The organism is Arthrobacter sp. ZGTC212 (genome assembly GCF_002929255.1).
Lineage (GTDB): Bacteria > Actinomycetota > Actinomycetes > Actinomycetales > Micrococcaceae > Arthrobacter_B > Arthrobacter_B sunyaminii.
Window position 1 is genome coordinate 100,164 of sequence record NZ_PJIJ01000005.1, and the last position, 19,630, is coordinate 119,793.

Annotated in this window: 14 protein-coding genes; 6 read left to right on the top strand and 8 right to left on the bottom strand. The window is 65.0% G+C overall.

Going from position 1 to position 19,630, the window contains the following annotated elements:
- The first annotated feature begins 4 nt into the window (after positions 1–4).
- Positions 5–1,414 carry a sugar porter family MFS transporter gene (locus CXQ89_RS17010; RefSeq protein ID WP_104162139.1) on the top strand — a complete coding sequence of 470 codons (1,410 nt, stop codon included), beginning with the start codon at positions 5–7 and terminating at the stop codon, positions 1,412–1,414.
- 152 nt (positions 1,415–1,566) lie between these two features.
- On the opposite strand, the gene CXQ89_RS17015 is transcribed toward CXQ89_RS17010, so the two are convergent.
- The 6 genes from CXQ89_RS17015 to CXQ89_RS17040 form a co-directional block, all read right to left on the bottom strand.
- Complete coding sequence (locus tag CXQ89_RS17015; RefSeq protein ID WP_207377617.1) at positions 1,567–3,114, bottom strand: alpha/beta hydrolase; 1,548 nt, start codon at positions 3,112–3,114, stop codon at positions 1,567–1,569.
- Between the two features lie 288 nt (positions 3,115–3,402).
- Complete coding sequence (locus CXQ89_RS17020; protein ID WP_104162141.1) at positions 3,403–5,283, bottom strand: BCCT family transporter; 1,881 nt, start codon at positions 5,281–5,283, stop codon at positions 3,403–3,405.
- A gap of 372 nt (positions 5,284–5,655) precedes the next feature.
- Positions 5,656–6,171, bottom strand: coding sequence for a hypothetical protein (locus CXQ89_RS17025; protein WP_104056137.1), 516 nt, complete (start codon positions 6,169–6,171; stop codon positions 5,656–5,658).
- A complete protein-coding gene (locus CXQ89_RS17030; RefSeq protein ID WP_104162142.1) occupies positions 6,168–7,112 on the bottom strand; it encodes a DUF6507 family protein in 945 nt (314 codons plus the stop codon). Before CXQ89_RS17030 ends, CXQ89_RS17025 begins: the two co-directional genes overlap by 4 nt.
- Before the next feature lie 102 nt (positions 7,113–7,214).
- Positions 7,215–8,042 carry an aldo/keto reductase gene (locus tag CXQ89_RS17035; RefSeq protein ID WP_104162143.1) on the bottom strand — a complete coding sequence of 276 codons (828 nt, stop codon included), beginning with the start codon at positions 8,040–8,042 and terminating at the stop codon, positions 7,215–7,217.
- Positions 8,043–8,051: 9 nt separating this feature from the next.
- The gene (locus CXQ89_RS17040; RefSeq protein WP_207348529.1) at positions 8,052–9,176 is read right to left on the bottom strand and encodes a VIT1/CCC1 transporter family protein; all 1,125 of its coding nucleotides are present in this window, start codon (positions 9,174–9,176) and stop codon (positions 8,052–8,054) included.
- A 379-nt stretch (positions 9,177–9,555) separates the two neighbouring features.
- Between CXQ89_RS17040 and CXQ89_RS17045 the strand changes: the two genes are divergently transcribed.
- Entirely contained in the window at positions 9,556–11,310 is a 1,755-nt protein-coding gene (locus tag CXQ89_RS17045; RefSeq protein ID WP_258060189.1) for a long-chain-fatty-acid--CoA ligase, read from the top strand.
- A gap of 54 nt (positions 11,311–11,364) precedes the next feature.
- Positions 11,365–12,522, top strand: coding sequence for an AI-2E family transporter (locus CXQ89_RS17050; RefSeq protein ID WP_104056143.1), 1,158 nt, complete (start codon positions 11,365–11,367; stop codon positions 12,520–12,522).
- Between the two features lie 36 nt (positions 12,523–12,558).
- Here CXQ89_RS17050 and CXQ89_RS17055 read toward each other — a convergent pair whose 3' ends face one another.
- Positions 12,559–14,073 carry a sodium:solute symporter gene (locus CXQ89_RS17055; RefSeq protein ID WP_104162144.1) on the bottom strand — a complete coding sequence of 505 codons (1,515 nt, stop codon included), beginning with the start codon at positions 14,071–14,073 and terminating at the stop codon, positions 12,559–12,561.
- A gap of 221 nt (positions 14,074–14,294) precedes the next feature.
- Between CXQ89_RS17055 and CXQ89_RS17060 the strand changes: the two genes are divergently transcribed.
- On the top strand, positions 14,295–14,870 hold the full coding sequence (locus CXQ89_RS17060; protein ID WP_104056147.1) for a helix-turn-helix domain-containing protein: 576 nt from the start codon (positions 14,295–14,297) through the stop codon (positions 14,868–14,870).
- 10 nt (positions 14,871–14,880) lie between these two features.
- Here the strand turns inward: CXQ89_RS17060 and CXQ89_RS17065 are convergent, their stop codons facing one another.
- Positions 14,881–16,572 carry an FAD-dependent monooxygenase gene (locus CXQ89_RS17065; protein ID WP_104162145.1) on the bottom strand — a complete coding sequence of 564 codons (1,692 nt, stop codon included), beginning with the start codon at positions 16,570–16,572 and terminating at the stop codon, positions 14,881–14,883.
- A 162-nt stretch (positions 16,573–16,734) separates the two neighbouring features.
- On the opposite strand from CXQ89_RS17065, the gene speB reads away from it, so the two are divergent.
- Both speB and CXQ89_RS17075 read left to right on the top strand, forming a co-directional pair.
- The gene (gene speB, locus CXQ89_RS17070; protein ID WP_104056150.1) at positions 16,735–17,700 is read left to right on the top strand and encodes an agmatinase; all 966 of its coding nucleotides are present in this window, start codon (positions 16,735–16,737) and stop codon (positions 17,698–17,700) included.
- A complete protein-coding gene (locus CXQ89_RS17075; protein WP_104162146.1) occupies positions 17,701–19,458 on the top strand; it encodes a thiamine pyrophosphate-binding protein in 1,758 nt (585 codons plus the stop codon).
- Positions 19,459–19,630 lie beyond the last annotated feature (172 nt).

Here is a 19,630-nt window from a genome sequence, read left to right on the forward strand (position 1 = left end):
CGTGATGTCCACAACTCTTACCGCCGCCTCCTCCGCACGGCAGGGCCGAAACCGCCACCGCGGTGTGCTGGGGCGTGCCTCCTGGATTGCCACCCTCGGTGGCTTCCTGTTCGGCTATGACACCGGTGTCATTAACGGGGCGCTGCCCTTCATGACGGAGGATCTGGGCCTGACCCCGTTCACGGAAGGCCTGATTACTTCAAGCCTTCTTTTCGGAGCAGCCTTTGGTGCCCTGGCCGCAGGCCAGCTCGCTGACCGGTTTGGCCGCCGCCGGCTGTTGATGGCCCTGGCCGCAGTCTTCCTCGCCGGTGCCCTCGGTACAGCGGCTGCCCCCACCGTGGGTTTGATGGTGGTGGCCCGCGTGGTGCTGGGTCTGGCCGTGGGCGGAGCATCCGCCGTCGTGCCCATGTTCCTGTCCGAAATTGCTCCCGCTGACCGGCGCGGACAAATGGTGACGCGGGACCAGCTGATGATCGTCACCGGGCAGCTGGCCGCTTTCACGGTCAACGCCGGCATCGGCAACGCATGGGGCGGGGAGACCCACGTCTGGCGGTGGATGCTGGCCGTGGCCTCGGTACCGGCGATCGCCCTGTGGATCGGCATGAAGTTTGTGCCGGAAAGCCCGCGCTGGCTCGCCGCGCAGGGACGCTACCCGCAGATGATGGCGGTGCTGCAGAAAATCCGCAGCACTGAAGACGCACAGTCCGAGTACGACGGCGTCCGCGCCCTGGGCGCCGGCGAAGACACCCGGCGCGGTTCCTTCAAGGACTTCGCCGAACCCTGGCTGTTCCGGGTGCTGCTGATCGGCATGGGCATGTCCGTGGTCCAGCAGATCACCGGGGTCAACGCCATCGTGTATTACGGGACGCAGATCCTCGCCGACGCCGGATTCGGCACCGAAGCCGCGCTCACCGCCAACATCGCCAACGGCGTCGTCTCGGTGGCCGCAGCGATCCTGGGCATCTGGTTGCTGGGCAGGGTGGGCCGCCGTCCCATGCTGATCACCGGCCTGATCGGCACCTCCACGACGCTGCTGCTGATTGGTGTCGCCTCCATCACGATGCCCGAGGGGACGGCCCGCGGCTTCGTGGTGTTGTCCCTGACGGTGTTGTTCCTGGCCTTCCAGCAGGGTTCCATCTCTCCGGTCACCTGGCTGATGATCGCCGAAATCTTCCCGCTGCGGGTCCGCGGGCTGGGCATGGGATTGTCCGTTTTCGTGCAGTGGATGGCGAACTTCGCCGTCGGCTTTTCTTTCCCCATGCTGATGGCCGGCCTCGGAATATCCACCACGTTCTTCATCTTCGTGGCGCTGGGCCTTTGCGCGATTGTGTTCGTGAAGCACTTCATGCCCGAAACCCGGGGCCGAAGCCTGGAGCAGGTGGAAGCACAGCTCCGCGCCGCCGGCACCAAGTAGCCGGCGCCGGGCTGAAGTGTCTCGATCCGGCACGGTGCTCCGAAGGGGTATGGAGCGGCGGTCATGGCGGGACCTCGAGTTCATGGCGTCATTGGATGCGGTAACAGCGGCAGAGTCCTCTGCCGCTGTTACCGCATGGCAGGGCAGAAGACCTAGGGAACCACAGGGTAGGCGCCAACCGTCGGCACCGTGACCGACGCCGTGAAGCTGGTCAGGGCCGTCGCCTTCGGCAGTGCGTAGACGGACGTTGCCGGCGTCACCTGCAGCACCAGCCTGCTGGCGGACGTTACGGTGTAGGACACCTCTTCCAAGGGCACTGTCACCGTGCGTTCCCGGCCGTCCAGGATGAGGGGAACCGGGGTGACCTGGTTGCCCAGCACCAGCGACGCCCGGGCCCTGTCTATGATCTGCGCGTACACATGGGTGTTCCCCCGGGGTGCGTATCCGCGGTAGGTCAGGGTCAGCTGCGGAGCTCCAAAGACCGACGTCGTCACCGCCGGCGCGCTGATGGGCACGTTGACCGCCGACGGCGCCACGGCCGCCGCAACAACCGCGCCGCTGAGGGCAGCCGGCGTCAGCAGCAGCGGACCCTTACCGGACCCGGTCAGCGACCCGGTGGCTGCCGGGTAACCCGGAGCCGCCCGGGTTACCCCAAACTGGTCGATGAACTCGAACGCCGCTCCGGTATCCACCGGTGCATTCTGCAGATACTTGCCGAACCAGTTCAGCACCGCAGGAGTGATGCGGTCCGGTCCGGCCGTGGAGTTGCACAGACCATGACCGCCGCAGAACTGCAGCATCTTGGTGGGGGTGCCGGCGCTGCTGATCAGTTCATAGTTGCGGGTGGCTTCGGAGAGCGTAAAGAGGGTATCCGCGGTGCCCTGGATGATCAGGGTCGGTGCCGTGATGGACGTGAACATCTCGTCCGGGGTGAGCGAGGCGAAGTACGCCACGGATTCGGAGCTGAGCCGGTTCGGATAAGTCAGCCCCTCCTTGCAGGCTTTGCGCACAGGCGCGGACAGTGCGCCCTGGTTGCCAACGAGCGAACCCAGCTGGCCCAGCGCGGTGCCTTCGGCGCAGAGCAACGCACCCCAGCCGGTCTTGAACGAGCCTTCTTTGTACAGGCTGGTGGTCAGGTCATTCCAGGCGATGGTGGGGGCGATGGCGTCTACGCGCGGATCCTGGGACGCCAGGACAAATTGGATGCCGCCGCCGTAGGAAGCACCTGCCATGCCAAGTACCGGATCCCCCGGGGCATCCAGGCGGGCCTCGGGCTGGGCCGCGATGTAATCCACGATGGCCTGGGCGTCCCGGCCCTCGTACTGCGGGTTGTTGATGTAGGCCTCGCCGCCGCTGAGGCCGAAGCCGCGCGGGTCCCAGGTCACTACGTTGTATCCGGCATCGCGCAGGGGAGCGATGCCGATGGAACCGATGAGTGTGCTGGTGGAAGTGACGGGGAGGCGTCCGCCGGGAAGCCCGAACCCGGGCCCGACCATTACAGTGGGCGCCTGCTGGCCGGAGGCAAGACCCGCGGCCGGAAAGAAGTTGGTGTGGATGGGAGTGCCGTCAAAACTCGTGATGACGACGTCGGTGCGGACGGCGGGTGCTGGAGCCGGTGCCGCCCAGACGACGGGAGCCGCTGCCAGGGATGACCCCAGCAGTCCTGCAACTGCGGCCAGAATACCAAGATGCTTCCTCATAGGGACCTCATTGTCTCTGTGCGTGATTGTCGCAAAGCATGGCGTGGAACGAGTTACCATTCGGTAACTTGTGGGAGGCTATGCAGAGGATTGAGGTACCGCAAGGAAGACGGCCAAATTGGGGCCAAATTAGGGGAATTAGCGGTTCCCGCTGCCGGGGAGTCTTCAGCCAGGTTCTGTCGTCAAGTACTCTTCCGCCTTCACATGAGCTGTTGCCTCCAGCCGAGACAGCAGAGGCCCGCGCAGCATTCTCAAGAATAATGCTGCGCGGGCCTCAGCTTCTGCTGGCTAGCTGCGCGGGCGCAGCGGTCCGCCGTCGCCCGCTGGCGTTCCGGCCTGCGCTGAACGCGCGGGCACGGGGGCGGGGGTGGCGGCGTCGTGCGTGGTGGCCTCGTGCTCATGCGTGGACAGGTCGAAGGTCGATCCGCCGTGCTCATCCACACCGGAGGCGATAGCCCGTTCAACCACTGACCTGGCCAGCCGGCGTCGCAGGGCCATCGGGTCGCGGGTCAGGTCCTTGGCGAGGGCAACGGTCATCAGCAGCATGACGAGCGCGAACGGCAGCGCCGCCACGATGGTGATCCGCTGCAGGGCAGCCAGCGCCGTTGACGGATCGGCGTCGTCTCCCGCCAGGAGCATGACCGCCGCCACCGCACCGGTCAGGACACCCCAGAAGATGACGACGCCGCGGGCCGGCTTGTCAGACCCGTTGGAGCTCAGGGATGCCATCACAATGGATGCGGAGTCCGCACCGGTGACGAAGAAGATGCCCACCAGCACCATGGCCAGGATACCGACGGCCGCAGCAATCAGGTTGGGCATGGGCAGCAGGGCAAACAGCTCGAAGAGGGCTGCGTCCGAGCCGGCAGCCGCCGTCAGGGCATCTGCCTCGCCCGGAGCGGCAGTCTGGGACGTGCCGATGGCGGCGCCGCCGAAAATCGAGAACCAGAGGACGGTGACCACAAAAGGAACCAGCAGGACACCGCTGACAAATTGCCGGATGGTCCGCCCGCGGCTGATGCGGGCAATGAACATGCCAACAAACGGCGTCCAGGAAAGCCACCAGGCCCAGTAGAAGATGGTCCATCCGGAGAGCCAGGCACGCATGGATTCGTCGCCGACGGCCTCGGTGCGTGACGCCATCTCGGCCATGTTGCCGGCGTAGTCGGCAATGGCGGAGGGAATCACGTTAAGGATGAACAGGGTGGGGCCGGCGATAAAAACGACGATCGCCAGCAGCAGTGCAAGGCCCATGTTGATGTTGGAGAGCCACTGGATGCCCTTGGAGATCCCGGACATGGCTGAGCCTACGAAGCACGCCGTCAGGATCGCGACGATGCCAACCAGGATGGGGGCGCCGACGGTGTCGACCCAGCCGGTTGATTCCATGCCGCTGCCAATCTGCAGTGCGCCCAGGCCAAGGGAGGCCGCGGTGCCGAAGAGAGTCGCGAAAATGGCAAAAACGTTCAGCAGCTTGCCCAGTGGACCGTCAACCCGTGCCCGGCCAAAGAGGGAGGTGAAGGTGGAGGAAATGAGCTGCTTGCGTCCAAGCCGGTAGCTGCCGTAAGCCATGGCGATGCCAACAATTGCGTACATGGCCCAGGGATGCAGTCCCCAATGGAACATTGAAGTGGCCATGGCCGTGCGCAGGGCTTCCGGAGTCTGTCCGTCAACGGTGCCGGGAGGAGGCGAAACGTAGTGGAACAGCGGTTCCGCAACGCCGTAGAACATCAGGCCGATGCCCATGCCGGCAGCGAACATCATGGAGATCCAGGACAGTGTCTTGAACTCCGGTTCCTCATCGTCCTTGCCCAGCGGAATGTTGCCAAAACGGCCCAGGGCGAGCCACAGGACGTAAACCACGAAGAAGGACGCCAGCAGGACAAACAGCCAGCCGGTGTTGGCCATGACCCAGTCCAGAGCAGTCTGGGACGACGTGGCCAGCGAATCACCGCCCAAGAATCCCCACAGGATGAAGGCAATGGCCAGTGCACCGGTGATTCCGAAAAGGACCTTGTCCAGTTTGGCCGGTACGTCGGCCCGGCGGGCAGCTTCATGCGCCCGTTCGGTTTCCAGGAGCTGCTGGAGCAGTTCCTGGTCCGGATCAGCTTCTGCAATCAGGGCGTCTTCCCCCGGGATGGCGGGGGGAATTTCAGTCGTGTTAGCCATAGGCCTTCCTAGATATTAACGGAAGAATGCCCGGTATTCGTAAGGATATTTCGGGCGGCTGGGATGAGGCGGCTGGTCCCGGAATTTGCAGGCATAAACTCTGCGGGCATGGCTTTTACCGGGTGATGAAAGCGACGCTGCCCCTCTTCTGCGTTTCTTCCGCACCTGATACGTAGTGATGCGTAGTCCTTCTTAGGCTTTCCCGGTTGTACATTCAAGTCAAATTGCGCAGGAGTAAAATTGTCCGGAAATTGCCCAAAAAAGGCTCACATCCGCGGACCTGTGCCGATCTCGGCCGGGGGCGGGGTGTGGAAACACACAGCACCTTTGTGATCGGGAGCTCAGGTAAATCAGAGGCAGGAACCCCGCCCGCTACAGTCCCCGCCGCTCGGCACCGTGGCTGCGCTCCAACCGTGCCAAGGCACGCATGCACTCATCTTCAGCGGCGCTCAGCTCCAGGGCCAATTGGTCCGCTCTGCTCTGCAGAAGGAGCGCGGGAAGACTGGTCGGGACGTTTCCGGCAGGCAAAGCGCCGGTTGGTGCGGGGCAGTTGTTCTCTTCCAGAAGCTCACCGGCTTCGGCCTGGAGCTCAAGGCGCTTCCGGTGGATTTCTTCGACAGCGCCCGCGAAGGCCCTCAGCGCCGAGGCTGCATGGGAAGCGGCTTGCAGTACTGCTTCCCCTGCGGTGCGGGGCAGGTCCATGCCGCCGCGGACCTGAAACTGTTCGGGGGCTTCATAGGCATCGGCCAAAAGCGACCACCTGGCATGCGCCCGCTGAAGGGAATCGTTGATGATGGAACCCCGGTGCAGGATGGCCGCGGCGCTTTCCTCAAGCTCCGAGGGGGCCGGCAAGCCCGCCGTAGCCGTCAGGTCGATGGAGGTGCTCATGTCAGTCCCCACTTTCGGCTGCCGGGGCCGGCATCGTATACAGCCGGAGTCTCGGCGTCGGCGGGTATGGTCTGGCGGCCAATCAGCATCTGCGCGACGGGCAGCTCTGTGCCCACCCGGGGAACCTCCAGCGGGACCAGGGGGTAGTAATAATCCGGAGGAGGCAGGAAGCCCACGTCCGGCAGCCGATGCGGACAGGGGCAGCCCGGCACCGGCCAGAATCCCCAAAGCCAGGGAGATCTGTGTATGCCGGGCCCGTGGGGCCACCGGGGCAGCCCGGGGAACCACGGAGGACGCATCCACCGTGGCGGGCCCAGCCACCACGGCGGACGCCGCCACCACGGCAGCTGCATCCACCAGTACGGGATTCTCAGCAGCGGGTTCGGCAGGACAGGAAGGGGCTTACGCGGCCAGACGGGCTTCCAGGGCGGCGGTCCGGGCAGAGGCACAACAGCTCCGCGTTCCGGCTCCGGCTCTTTGCCCGGGGGCGGTGACGGCAACGGCCGGGGCCGGGGAACAGCAGGCGGAACCACCGAACCTCGATCCGGCTCGACACGCGGCCCCGCCTCCGGCACGGCCCCGGGAAAGACAGCGGGCAGCGTTTTCCCCGGGTTGCCGGAACCGGCAGCCGGCACAGCTGCTGCCGCTGCCTCGGCGCGCCTGCGCATCTCCTCATCGGCGGCGACGTACTCGGCAACCGCAGCCTTCACGGACCGAACGGTGCGGTCCGAGCTGACCAGTCCGGAACGGAGGTCATGGAACAGCGTTTCGGCCGCAAAGTTAGTGAAAGCCCGTGCCACCGGGCTGACGCCGAGCGAGGCTGTGACCGCGTCCACCCCGCACTGGAGATCTGTTTGTTGGGTGACCAGCGAAGCGAGCTCTGCTTCCGTGTCCTGCAGGGCAGCCATGACCGCAGCGGTGTCAATGTTGTAGGCGGCCACGAGTTCCCCTTCCGATGCCCGGCGGCTGGCCGGTCAGCTCAATCTAACCGGTCCGGTTAGCCTCGGATACGGGAGCTTCCCGCCTGTGGAAAACCCCGGGAGCTAGTGGCCGAAGACGTCCGAATCGGTCACTGGAGCATCAGTTTCCAGTGTGTCCAGCGCTGTCATCTCCTGGTCATCGAGCTCAAAATCGAAGATGTCCAGATTCTGCGCCATCCGTTCCGGGTTGGCGGACTTGGGGATGGTCACGATGCCGGACTGGATATCCCAGCGCAGCACCACCTGTGCCGGTGTCTTGCCGTATTTGGCGGCAAGTGTGCCGAGCAGGGGATCCTCCAGCAGCCGGCTGCCCTTGCCCAGCGGGCTCCATGCCTCGGTCACCGTCCCGAGCCTGGCATTGGCCTCCCGGACATCCCTGCGCGGACGGTAGGGGTCAAGCTGGATCTGGTTCACTTCCGGAACCAGACCGGCATCGGCCAGCGTCTGCAGATGGGCGGGCTTGAAGTTGGAGACGCCTACGGCTTTGGCCAGGCCTTCCTCCTGGACGGCCCGCATACCTCGGAAAGCGTCCACATAAGTGTCCTGTGCGGGATTGGGCCAGTGGATCAACAGCAAATCCACATAGTCCGTTCCCAGCCGTTGGACGGCCGCCTCCACTGCCCGGCGAACGCCGTCGAAACTGTGCCATTCCTTGTTGAACTTTGTGGTGATGAAAGCTTCTGCGCGGTCCAGGCCGCTGCGGCGCAGGCCCTCGCCCACACCCCTCTCATTGCGGTAGTTCTCTGCGGTATCAAAATGCCGGTAGCCCAGACTGATGGCGGTTTCCACGGCGCTCGCCGCCTGATCATCGTCGAGGGGCCAGGTTCCCAGCCCGATCTGGGGGATGAGGGCGCCGCTGCGGAGCGGGAGGAGGGGCACAGAAGTATTCATGGGGGAAGCCTAGGCCACGCCGGTGCCGAACAGCATGCCCAGCAGGTACGTGGCGCCGGCTGCTCCCAGGCCGATCGCCAGCTGGCGCAGTCCCCGCTTCAGGGGTGAGGCGCCGGACAGCAAACCCACCACGCCGCCCGTGATGAGCAGGGCCAGGCCTACGAGAACGCAGGACATGATGACGGCGGTCAGCCCGGTGAGCCCGAAGATGTAGGGCAGGACCGGGATGATGGCGCCGGAAGCGAAGAAACAGAAGCTGGAGGTTGCGGCTCCGATTCCGGTGCCCACCGTTTCATGCTCGTCCACGCCCTCCACGGCAGCTTCGGGATTTAGCGAGAAGCTCGGGTCACAGTCGCAGCTGTACAGGCCCATGCGCTCGGCCGCACGGTGTTCTGCGGCTTCCGGAGACATGCCCCGCGCCCGGTAGACAAGCACCAGCTCATTGGCATCAATATCAAGGGATTTGGCGGCGGCCAGCGTGATCTGGGTGGGACGGGATGCTTCGAGGAGTTCGCGCTGGGAACGTACGGAGACGTATTCGCCCGCTCCCATGGAGAGCGCGCCGGCCAGGAGGCCGGCCAAGCCGCTGAAGAGGATGAAGCCGCTGGACACGCCGGTGGCGCCAATGCCCATCACGAGGGCGAGGTTGGACACCAGCCCGTCGTTGGCGCCGAACACGGCGGCCCGGAAGTTGCCGGAGAGCCGGTTGCGGCCGCGGGTGGCCAGGCCCCGCACGACTTCTTCGTGGATTTGTTCATCGGCGGCCATGGCGCTCGTGGCGTTGGGATCCTGAGCGTAGGGGGAGCGGCCTTCGGCCCGCTGGGCCAGCGCCAGGACAAACACCGATCCAAACCGCCGGGCCAGGAATCCGAGCAGACGGTTGCGCAGGGACGCGCGGGTTCTCCGGTTGGCCTCTTCACCCAGCAGCTCCCGCCAGTGGGCTTCGTGGCGGCCTTCTGCTTCGGCCAGGGCCAGCAGGATGTCGCGTTCTTCGCCGTCGCGGCGTTCGGCAAGGTAACGGTAAGTGTCGGCTTCCGCTCGTTCGTCGGCAAGGTACTGACGCCACCGTTTGAGGTCGGACGACGACGGCGGCCGGGGCTGGGGCGAGCGCTCGGCTTCGGGGTGGGTGTTCAACACTGCTCCTGGTAGGTGGACCGGAGCGTTTGGGGAGGCTCCGGTCAGCTGATGGCGAAACTGACCGAAGGTCTCGCTCGCCCGTGCGTTGAACACACCGGGTGGTATGCCGGGCCACATGGCGGCCAGTATGTCGACAGACCTCGGCTGCTCCGCGGATCCGGTGAACGCGGCAACCAGCGGCAATTAATGACAGCTGACTGAGTTCACTACTATGGATTCTGCGGGAGGGCCGGAGCTACTCCCCTTCGACCTATCAGTGTAGCGGAGAACTAAAGTGCAACCCGAGGAAGACAGGATGCAGGCAACAGCAGACAATGGTGTCGGAATGGGCGGGCGTGGGACGGGAGCTCTCCGGCCAACGGCTAAAGTCGAGGACGTGACTACGCATACACCAACAGTCCCTGCCGAATACCCACGGCCCTGGACGCGCCACTACGGCGCCGGGGTTCCCGCAAATCTGTCCCTGCCAGATGGGTCCCTTGTGGACATGGTGGAGCAGTCAATTCGCAAATACGGGTCCAAAACCGCCCTGGAGTTCTTCGGAGCGACCACCAGTTATCAAGCCCTTGGCGAACAAATCCGCCAAGCAGCCTCCGGACTCAAGAAGCTGGGCGTAAAGCAGGGCGACCGCGTGGCGCTGGTGCTGCCGAACTGCCCGCAGCACATCGTGGCGTTCTACGCGATCCTGCGGCTGGGCGCCGTAGTGGTGGAGCACAACCCGCTGTACACGGACCGGGAACTGCGGCACCAGTTCGAGGACCACGGTGCCACGGTTGCTGTGGCGTGGGACAAGGCAGTGGATCGGCTGGAGGCGATGCCGACAGACATCCCGCTGCGCAGCATCGTGTCGGTGAACCTCATCGAGAGCATGCCGCTGAAAAACCGGCTGGCCCTTAAGCTTCCGGTTCCGGCGGCGCGCAAGGCCCGCGAGGCCCTGACCGTTTCCAGGACGCCCCGCAGCGGATCGCGGAACGTCGTCGCCTGGAAAAAGCTGCTGGACCACCGTCCGCTGCGGCGCCGGCATCCCCGGCCTGCGGCATCGGACCTCGCAGCAATTCAGTACACCAGCGGCACCACGGCCGCCCCCAAGGGTGCCATGCTCAGCCACGCCAACCTGATGGCCAACGCCGCGCAGGGCAGGGCCTGGGTGCCCGGGCTGCGTCCGGGCAAGGAAACTTTCTACGCCGTCCTGCCCATGTTCCACGCCTACGGCCTGACGCTGTGCCTTACCTTCGCAATGAGCTTGGGCGCGAAGCTTGTCCTGTTCCCCAAATTCGATGTGGACCTGGTGCTGAACGCCGCAAAGAAGTCGCCGCCCACCTTCCTGCCCGCCGTTCCGCCGATTTATGACCGTATTGCCGCCGGAGCCAAGGAAAAGGGAGTTTCCCTGAAGGGCGTGCGCTTCGCGATTTCGGGCGCCATGAACCTCCCGCCTGCAACCGTCCAGGCCTGGGAGGAAGCCACCGGCGGCTACCTGATCGAGGGGTACGGGCTGACCGAAACGTCACCGGTTGCCATCGGCAACCCGATGGGACCCACCCGGAAGCCCGGAACGGTGGGGGTGCCGTTCCCCCTGACCGATATCCGTGTGGTGGATCCGGAAGACCCCACCGTGGACCGGCCGGCCGGACAGGAAGGCGAGCTGCTGATCCGCGGCCCCCAGGTTTTCCAGGGCTACTGGAACAAGCCGACGGAAACCCAGGCGGCCCTGCTGGACGGCGGTTGGTTCCGCACCGGTGACATCGTTTCCGTGGACGAGGATCACTTCGTCACGATCCGCGACCGGATCAAGGAACTGATCATTACCGGCGGCTTCAACGTTTCCCCGTCCGAGGTGGAGGAAGCGCTGAAGCGCCATGACAGCATTGCCGAAGCCGCCGTCGTCGGCATTGGCAGGCCCAGCGGCGGAGAGGACGTGGTGGCCGCCGTGGTCCTCAAGGAGGATGCACACTTCAAGCCCGAAGATCTCCGCGAGTATGTCCGTAAAGAGCTGGCAGCCTACAAGGTGCCGCGCCGGATCGTTCAGATTCCCGATCTGCCACGCTCGCTGATCGGCAAGGTGCTGCGCCGGCACGTCCGGGACAGCCTGACCGAGTCCGCTGCCTCGACCGACGGCACAACTGCACCGTAGCGGCAACACCCGAGTAATTCCTTCACCGGTTCCGCCAACAGGAAGACCAAGGATATGTCCACAACACCGTCCCCCCAGCACCGCGGACCCGTGGGGGAACCACCTCAGCGGTACTGGAGCGGTTCCCTGGGCCACGCTGCCCAACGCGCCGCCCAGATCCTTCTGGTGCTCGTCCTCGCGGTGGTCGCCATCTATGGGCTGTTGCAGATCACCCTCGTGGTCATTCCCGTGCTGCTCGCCCTGATTCTGGCCGCAGCCATTGCCCCGTTCGTGAATTGGCTGCGCCGCAAGGGGTGGCCAAGCGCCCTCGCCACCGGGGTTTCCTTCCTGCTCCTGCTCATCGTGTTCGGCGGACTCATCACCGGCATCGTTTTTGCCATCCGCAGCGAGTGGAGCTCTCTGGTGGACCAGGCCGTGGACGGGTTCAACAAGCTGTATGAATTCATTCAGGACAGCCCCATCCCGCATGACACCGCCGCAATTGAAAACGCCCGTGACGCCGCGATCAGCTTTGCCACCAGCTCGGCTGTGGGTAACGGCGCCCTGGCCGGCATTGGTGCGGCCACAAACTTCATCACGGGGTTCATCCTGCTGGCCGTGGTGCTGTTCTACTTCCTGAAGGACGGGGACAAGATCTGGGCATTTGTCCTGCGCTGGTTCCACGGGGACCGGCTGCAGAAGGCGCGCCTGTCCGGTACCCGGGCCATGGAGGTTCTGGGCGGGTACGTCCGGGGCACGGCCATTGTGGCCGCCGTGGACTCGATCTGCATCGGCGCGGCTCTGTTCATCCTGCAGGTGCCGCTGGCACTGCCGCTGTCCGTGATTGTTTTTGTCGGCTCCTTCATTCCTCTGGTGGGAGCCACGGCGGCGGGCGTGCTGGCGGCCCTGATCGCCCTGGTGGCCAACGGGCCCCTGGTGGCACTGATCGTGGTGATCGTGATTATCGCCGTGAACCAGCTGGAGGGAAACTTCCTGCAGCCGGTAGTGATGGGCCGAACCCTGAGCATTCACGCCCTGGTGATTCTGCTGGCGCTGACGGCCGGCACCATTCTGGCCGGAATTGTTGGCGCCATCCTCTCCGTTCCCATCGCTGCGGTTTCCTGGGCGATTATCAAAGTTTGGATCGGAGAGGACGACGGCGATCCGGAGGAAGTCCCCGAGCTCCCCGAGCCGGAGGAAGCGGAATCCGCCGGCGCGGCTGCCCAGGACTGATTTTCGGCCTGGGCGAGCCGTGCAGGGGGCGGCGCCTCAGGCTACCGGTGCGGTCTCGGCGTCGGTGTCCGTCCAGCGGCCGGCTACCCGGTCCTCCCAGGCCCGCATCACGACGTCGTCGGTGCGGGGCGTGAGCAGCGAACCGGCAATGTAGGCGACAGCCGAGGCCAGCAGCCCGAAGTAGATGGGTTCGTTGGCGTAGATTCCGTCGTACTGCTGTTCCGCAGTGATTTCCAGGAAGACCATGGTTCCCAGCGTGACCACGGTGCCGGCGGCCATGGACAGCGCCGCGCCGAATCCGGTGCCCCGCTTCCACGTGAGGCCGCCGAGGATGCTCACGAGGAGGCCGCCGACCAGGATGTCATAGGAAATGGTCAGGGCAGCCACCACGTCCTGGACCGCGATGGCCAGGCCGATGGCCACAAGGCCCAGGCCCAACACCCAGGCCCGGTTCTGAGCCACCAGGTGCTCGGGGTTTCCTCCTGCCTCAGCGGGTGCAGCGGTGCCGCGTCCGCGGACCCAACCGGTGACAAAGGGAACGACGTCGGTACGGGCCACGGTAGCGGCGGCAATAAGTGCGCCGGAGGCTGTGGACATCATGGCAGCGACGGCCGCCGCGAGGACCAGGCCGCCCAGTCCCACAGGAAGGATGTTGATGGCAACATCGGCGTAGACGTCGTCCTTGGAAGCCACTGCGGGCAGGACCACGCTGGCGGCCATGCCGATCACTGCTCCGGCCACCCCGTACAGGATGCAGTAGATGCCTGCAGCGGTGCCGCCCCACTGCGCGATCAGCGGGGTGCGGGCGGTGAAGACCCGCTGCCAGATGTCCTGTCCAATCAGCAAACCAAGGGTGTAAACCACAAAGTACGTAATGATGCTCTGGGCGCCGATGCCGGTAAGGCTGAAGAACTCGGCTCCCACGCGCTCCCGGATGCCGTCCAGGCCGCCTGCCGCGTTGAGGGTGAAGGGCAGCATCAGGGCAAAGACGCCCACGGTCTTGATGATGAACTGGACCATGTCGGCCAGGGTGATGGACCACATTCCGCCGATGGTGGAGTAGACCAGCACAACTGCGCCGCCCACGGCGATGGCTGCCCACCGCTCCCAGCCGAAGAGGACTACGAAGATGGTCGCATACGCCCCCGTCGACGTTGCACACAGCATGAGGGTGTACGCGAGCATCACGATGGAGGAGACCTGCGTGGACCGGACTCCGTAGCGCAGGGTGAGCATCTGCGAGACGGTGTAGATCTTCAGCTTTTGCAGAGTGGAGGCAAAAAGCAGGCTCAGGAGCAGCACCCCGGCACCGATCGCCACCACCAGCCACATCCCCGAGATCCCGTAGGTGTAGCCCAAGCCCACTCCGCCCACAGTGGAGGCTCCGCCCAGGACCACGGCGGCCATGGTGCCGGTGTAGAAAACCGGGCCCAGACGGCGGCCGGCCACCAGATAGTCGCTGACATTCTTGGTCCGGGACTTTCCCCACCAGCCGAAGGCCAGCATGCCAGCGAGGTAGGCCACCACGATGACGGTATTCAGGTGTTCCATGAAATTCCTGCCGTTGCGCCAGACTTGGCAGCAAAATGCCCCCAAGTAAACTTATGTTGTCCCGTAGGCTAATTCAGCGCGGTGCCGCCGTCAATGATTCCGGCAGTTGTTACTTGGTGCCGCGCAGGGCGGGACTGGGCGGTGGGCCGCAGTCGATATGCTCGGAAGAGGGAACCGGCGGCTTTTCCGCAGGTAAGAAGAATGAGAGGACATTTTCCGTCATGAAGGCCTTGCCAGTAGAGCCCTCCAATGCCCCGGTGGCCATCGGGCCGAGGATCCGCCTGGCACGGCAGGCCCGCCGGATGACCATCGAGCAGGTGGCCGGTGCCACGGGTCTCACGAAGGGGTTCCTCAGCAGGGTGGAACGGGACCTGACATCGCCGTCGGTGGCTTCCCTGCTCACGCTGTGCCAGGTGCTGTCGATCTCCATCGGAGACCTGTTCACTGCACCGGCAACGGAGCTGACACGCTGGCGCGATGCACCGTCAGTGCATTTGGGCGGCACGGGGATCACGGAGCGGTTGGTGACGCCGCGTGCCGAACGCCGAATCCAGGTCATCCGCGCAGTCATTGAGCCCAGGGGCTCCGGGGAGACGGAGCTCTACTCCGTGGATTGCGACGTGGAAGTACTCCACGTTGCCCGCGGGCGCTTTGTGCTGGAGTTTGCCGGAGAAACCATGGAACTCTCCGAAGGAGACACCGTAACCTTTCCCGGCCAGGAACCGCACTCATGGCGCAATCCTGCGGATGAAGAGGCCGTGGTGCTGTGGACGCTGGTTAGTCCGTCGGCGAGCTGACCCGGACGGACTAGACTGCGGCGGCCAGATTGCCCGCGGCCGGAGTTGTCAGCCGGTCCAGGTACTGGACTGCGCCGGTGACGTCTGTCCCCTGGGAACGGAATCCGATGTGTCCGTCCGGACGCACCACCAGGATCTCCGGACGCCGGACGCTGAGTCCGAGGCGTTCAAAGGCCAGTCCGCTCACGTCCTGGATTTCCGAGGGATCCGCCGCTGCCAGCCGGCTGCCCACATTCAGGCGCTGGACGCTGAGCCACGGGGAGAGTCGCCCAAGGGCGTCATGGATTCGCAGCTGGGTGTCCGCCGGCCACCCCGGACCACACAGGAGGATGTGGAAGCCCGGCGTTGCGAGGATTTCATGCAGGCGCCGCTCGCGTCCGTGTTCCAGGACCACCGCGTCCGGCAACCGGTCTCCGGCCTTTGGTCCGGCGGTCAGGAATGCCGGAAGGCGGCTGTCTCCGGTGTCCACCATGTCGCTGCCGCGGTACTGGGTATCCAGCTGGGAAGCCGTACGGAACAACCGTGAACGCAACGATTTAGACCCGGAAGCCTTGGGGGCAAGGGTCGGCAGGAGTTTGGTGCGGGGCAGCTTCAGGAGGCCGTTCTTGGACGAGGCCAGGCGGAAGATGCGGTCGGTGAACTGCAGTATGTCTTTGTCCGCGGGACGCCGCTCCGCGTCATAGCTGTCCACCAGCTCTTCGGAAGCAAGACCGCGTGCGCCCAGCGACAGTTTCCAGCCAAGATTCAAGGCGTCCTGAATGCCGGCGTTCATGCCCTGTGCGGCAACGGGGGAGTGGAGGTGGGCGGCATCCCCGGCCAGGAAGACGGATCCGTTCTGGAAATATTCGGCCATCCGGTGGGAGAGTTTGAAATCGCTGATCCACTGGGGATCCCGCAGGGTCAGTGCCCCGCCGGAGAACTTGTCCGCAGTCTTCTGCAGGGACTCCAGCGTTGCCTGCGCCGGGTCGCCGTCCTCCTTGATGGCGATCAGACGCCACGTTGCGGGGCGGCCCAGCGGGAACAGGAACATAAAGCCGTCCTCATTGAGGTAGGCGTGCATGTGGCCCGGTTCCGCACCGTCAACTTCGAGGTCGGCCAGCACATAGGTGCCGGGATAGCCGCTGCCGCGCCAGTCCATGCCTGCCTTGGAGCGAACCGTGCTGTGCGCGCCGTCCGCACCAACAATGTAGCGGGCCCGGATGCGTTCGATGCCCCGGTCCATGCGCTGGATCTTGGCTTCCACTCCGGCGAACGGATCTTCCGTGTCCAGGAATTCCAAATCCTGCAGTTCAACCCCGCGTTCCACCCGGATTCCGCGGCCGGACAGGTGCGCGGCCAGGGCGTGTTCGGTTTCCGCCTGGGAGAGGAACAGCAGGTGCTGGAATTCGGAATCCTCAATGCCTGCGTCGGACAGGTCAACGGGGACGGTCTGATCGGGCAGGTGGAGGAGGAGTCCGCGCGCGGAATGGCCCGCTGCCGTTAGTGCTGAGCTGATCCCGAAAGGCCGAAGGGCTTCCAGGGTCCGCGGCTGCAGCGCCAGCGCACGCGACTGCTCTGAGCGTGTGAGGCTGCGGTCAATGATGCGGAAACTCGTCCCGAAGCTCTCCAATTGGGCCGCAAGGGCCAGCCCCGTTGGGCCGGCGCCCACGATCAGGACATCGACGTCGTAGGTACTGTCCGCACTGTGCTGTTGAGCCGCCATAGGAACAGCCTAGTCTTGACGGCGGCCCACGTTCCACTTTAGCCTCATGGGAAACACTTGATGCCTAACAGGCAACGCATCCCAGACCGCCGGAAGTCGGTGTGCCGGGTGCGTAGCCCAGGGCAGGCCGGATTCCGGCCGGCCCGGATTTGGAGAAACAGCATGCAGAACCCGCCGCGCATTACCGCCAACGGCAACCTCGGACCTGTTGATGCGGCGCTGGTGCCGCGTTATGCCGGACCTGCCACCTATGCCCGCCTGCCCAGGCTGGACCAGGTGCAGCACGCTGATGTTGCCGTGGTGGGAGTGCCTTTTGACACCGGTGTCTCTTTCCGTCCGGGCGCCCGCTTCGGGGCCAACCATGTCCGTGAGGCTTCCAGGCTCCTGCGTCCGTACAACCCGGCGCAGGATGCCTCGCCGTTCGAGAACCTGCAGGTGGCGGACGCAGGTGACATGGCAGTCAATCCGTTCAACATCAATGAAGCAATCGAGTCAATCCAGGCAAACGCGCTGGATCTGACCGCGGGCGGGTCCAAGCTCCTCACCCTGGGCGGAGACCATACGATTGCCCTTCCGCTGCTGCGTGCAGCCACCGAGCGTGCAGGCCAGCCCGTGGCGCTGCTGCACTTCGATGCCCACCTGGATACCTGGGACAGTTACTTTGGTGCTGAATACACGCACGGTACTCCGTTCCGCAGGGCGGTGGAGGAGGGAATCCTCGATACCGAAGCTATTTCACACGTGGGTACCCGCGGACCGCTGTACGGCAAGCGGGACCTGGAGGATGACCGCCGCTTTGGTTTCGGCATCGTGACGTCCTCCGATGTTTTCCGTCAGGGCGTGGATGAAGTGGTTGCCAAGCTGCGGGACCGGATCGGAAACCGTCCGCTGTACATCTCGGTGGACATTGACGTCCTGGACCCTGCCCACGCCCCCGGAACCGGCACCCCTGAAGCCGGTGGCATGACCAGCCGCGAGCTGCTGGAAATCCTGCGGGGCCTGCGCGGCATGAACCTGGTGGGCGCCGACGTCGTTGAGGTTGCTCCGGCGTATGACCACGCCGACATCACCGCGGTGGCCGCCTCCCATGTGGCCTATGACCTGATCACCCTCATGGGACTTTCGTAAATGAGCGGGACGGGCCAGAGCGGAGCGCCCGGCACAACGCGCCACGTTCGCGATGAGGAAATCCCGAACACTTTGCTGTCCGAAGAAGCCGTGCTGCACGGCGGCGCCCCGCCGGTGCGCAACGGCGGAGACCTGGTGGTGGAAACCCTCGCCGCGCTCGGTGCCACCACCGTCTTCGGTATCCCCGGACAGCATGCGCTGGGCCTGTTCGACGCCCTGTCCCGTTCCAGCCTCCGCTTTGTGTCCTCGCGGGTGGAGAACAACTCCGCTTTTGCCGCCGACGGGTTCTCGCGTGCCACCGGCCAGGTGGGAGTTGTCTTCCTGTCCACCGGTCCCGGAGCCCTGACAGCGCTCGCCGGGCTGCAGGAGGCCTATGCCACCGGCGTGCCCATGGTGGTGGTGGCCAGCCAGATTCCCATCGAGGGACTGGGCGCCCGGCGCCGCGGCATGCTCCATCAGCTTGATGACCAGAAGGCTTCGGCTGCCAACGTCACCAAGAGCCAGCGCCTCATCCAGCATGCTTCAGGCATTCCATCGGCCATCCAGGATGCGTGGACGGAAGCCATCTCCTCGCCCATGGGGCCGGTATGGCTCGAGATACCCCAGAATGTCCTGCTGAACCCCGTGATGGTCCCCGCAGTTGAAGATGCGCTGGCAGAGCCCTTTGATAATCCGCCGCGGACCGAGCTGGTGAAGGAAGCGGTGCGGTGGCTTGCCGCTGCGGAACGTCCGGCGATTATTGCGGGCGGCGGAACCCGCCGCGGCAAAGCGGAAGCTGATCTGCTGGCGCTGGCGGAGAAACTGCGCGCGCCGGTGATCTGCACCCCCGGCGGCAACGGAGCGTTCCCCTGGAACCATGAGCTGTCGCTCCAATCCTGGATCGAGGACCGCCACACCACCGATGTCCTCGAAGATGCGGATGTCCTGGTCGTCGTCGGCTCGTCGCTGGGCGAGGTCACGTCCAACTACTTCACGCTGCAGCCGCGCGGCCGGATTATCCAGATCGATGCCGAGCCCCGGGTGCTGGAATCCAACCGGCCGGCCCTCGGGATCCGCGCCGATGCCGGGCAGGCCCTCGCGGCACTGGATGAGGCGCTCGGTTCCGTGCTCGCCGATTCTCCGCGGAAGGAGCCGGACTGGAACGGACAGACTCCGGAGCAGCTGGTGGCCCGGACACTGGCGCAGGTGGCTGACCGTCTGGACAGCCAGGACCTGGACATGGAACGGAAGTTCATGGCTGACATCCGGGCAGCCGTTCCCGCCTCCATGCAGACGTATTGGGACATGACCATCGCCGCGTACTGGGCGTGGAGCTGCTGGGACGCCAAATCCGGCCAGTTCCATTCCGCCCAGGGTGCCGGCGGCCTGGGTTACGGGTATCCCGGAGCCATCGGCGGCGCCGTCGGACTGGGGGAGCGGGTCCTGGCAGTCTCCGGCGACGGATCGGCCATGTATTCCATCGCAGAACTCGCCACCGCCCGGCAGCACAACCTGCCCGTCACCTGGCTGATTGTCGACGACGGCGGCTACGGCATCCTGCGCGAATACATGGTTGAGGCGTTCGGCAAGGCCACCGCCACCGAACTTGCCGGTCCTGACTTTGTGAAGCTGGCTGAGTCCTTCGGTGTTCCGGCGCGGAGAACGGCGCCCGACGGCGTACAGGCGGCACTGGAAGAAGCGTTTGCCGGCGAGGGGCCCAACGTGGTGGTGGTTGAAGCGACCATCGGACTTTTCGCTCCGACTCATCTGGCGGACTGACGGACTGACGTCGAACGGGTTGCCCTTCACCTGTGGTTGAAGGGCAACCCTGCTTCGCCTGCTCGGAGATCATTCTGCGTGGTTCACGGCCGCAGTTGACCCGGTTCATTTAGTTCGTTGACTCAGGCAATCAATAGTCGTATCGTTGCCTGAGGCAAACAACAATGTTCCA

Excerpts from the sequence above, each read along its gene's own strand:
- CXQ89_RS17010 (WP_104162139.1), top strand. The coding sequence starts at position 5 with ATGTCCACAACTCTTACCGCCGCCTCCTCCGCACGGCAGGGCCGAAAC.
- CXQ89_RS17015 (WP_207377617.1), bottom strand. The coding sequence starts at position 3,114 with ATGAGGAAGCATCTTGGTATTCTGGCCGCAGTTGCAGGACTGCTGGGG.
- CXQ89_RS17020 (WP_104162141.1), bottom strand. The coding sequence starts at position 5,283 with ATGGCTAACACGACTGAAATTCCCCCCGCCATCCCGGGGGAAGACGCC.
- CXQ89_RS17025 (WP_104056137.1), bottom strand. The coding sequence starts at position 6,171 with ATGAGCACCTCCATCGACCTGACGGCTACGGCGGGCTTGCCGGCCCCC.
- CXQ89_RS17035 (WP_104162143.1), bottom strand. The coding sequence starts at position 8,042 with ATGAATACTTCTGTGCCCCTCCTCCCGCTCCGCAGCGGCGCCCTCATC.
- CXQ89_RS17050 (WP_104056143.1), top strand. The coding sequence starts at position 11,365 with ATGTCCACAACACCGTCCCCCCAGCACCGCGGACCCGTGGGGGAACCA.
- CXQ89_RS17055 (WP_104162144.1), bottom strand. The coding sequence starts at position 14,073 with ATGGAACACCTGAATACCGTCATCGTGGTGGCCTACCTCGCTGGCATG.
- CXQ89_RS17060 (WP_104056147.1), top strand. The coding sequence starts at position 14,295 with ATGAAGGCCTTGCCAGTAGAGCCCTCCAATGCCCCGGTGGCCATCGGG.
- CXQ89_RS17065 (WP_104162145.1), bottom strand. The coding sequence starts at position 16,572 with ATGGCGGCTCAACAGCACAGTGCGGACAGTACCTACGACGTCGATGTC.
- speB (WP_104056150.1), top strand. The coding sequence starts at position 16,735 with ATGCAGAACCCGCCGCGCATTACCGCCAACGGCAACCTCGGACCTGTT.
- CXQ89_RS17075 (WP_104162146.1), top strand. The coding sequence starts at position 17,701 with ATGAGCGGGACGGGCCAGAGCGGAGCGCCCGGCACAACGCGCCACGTT.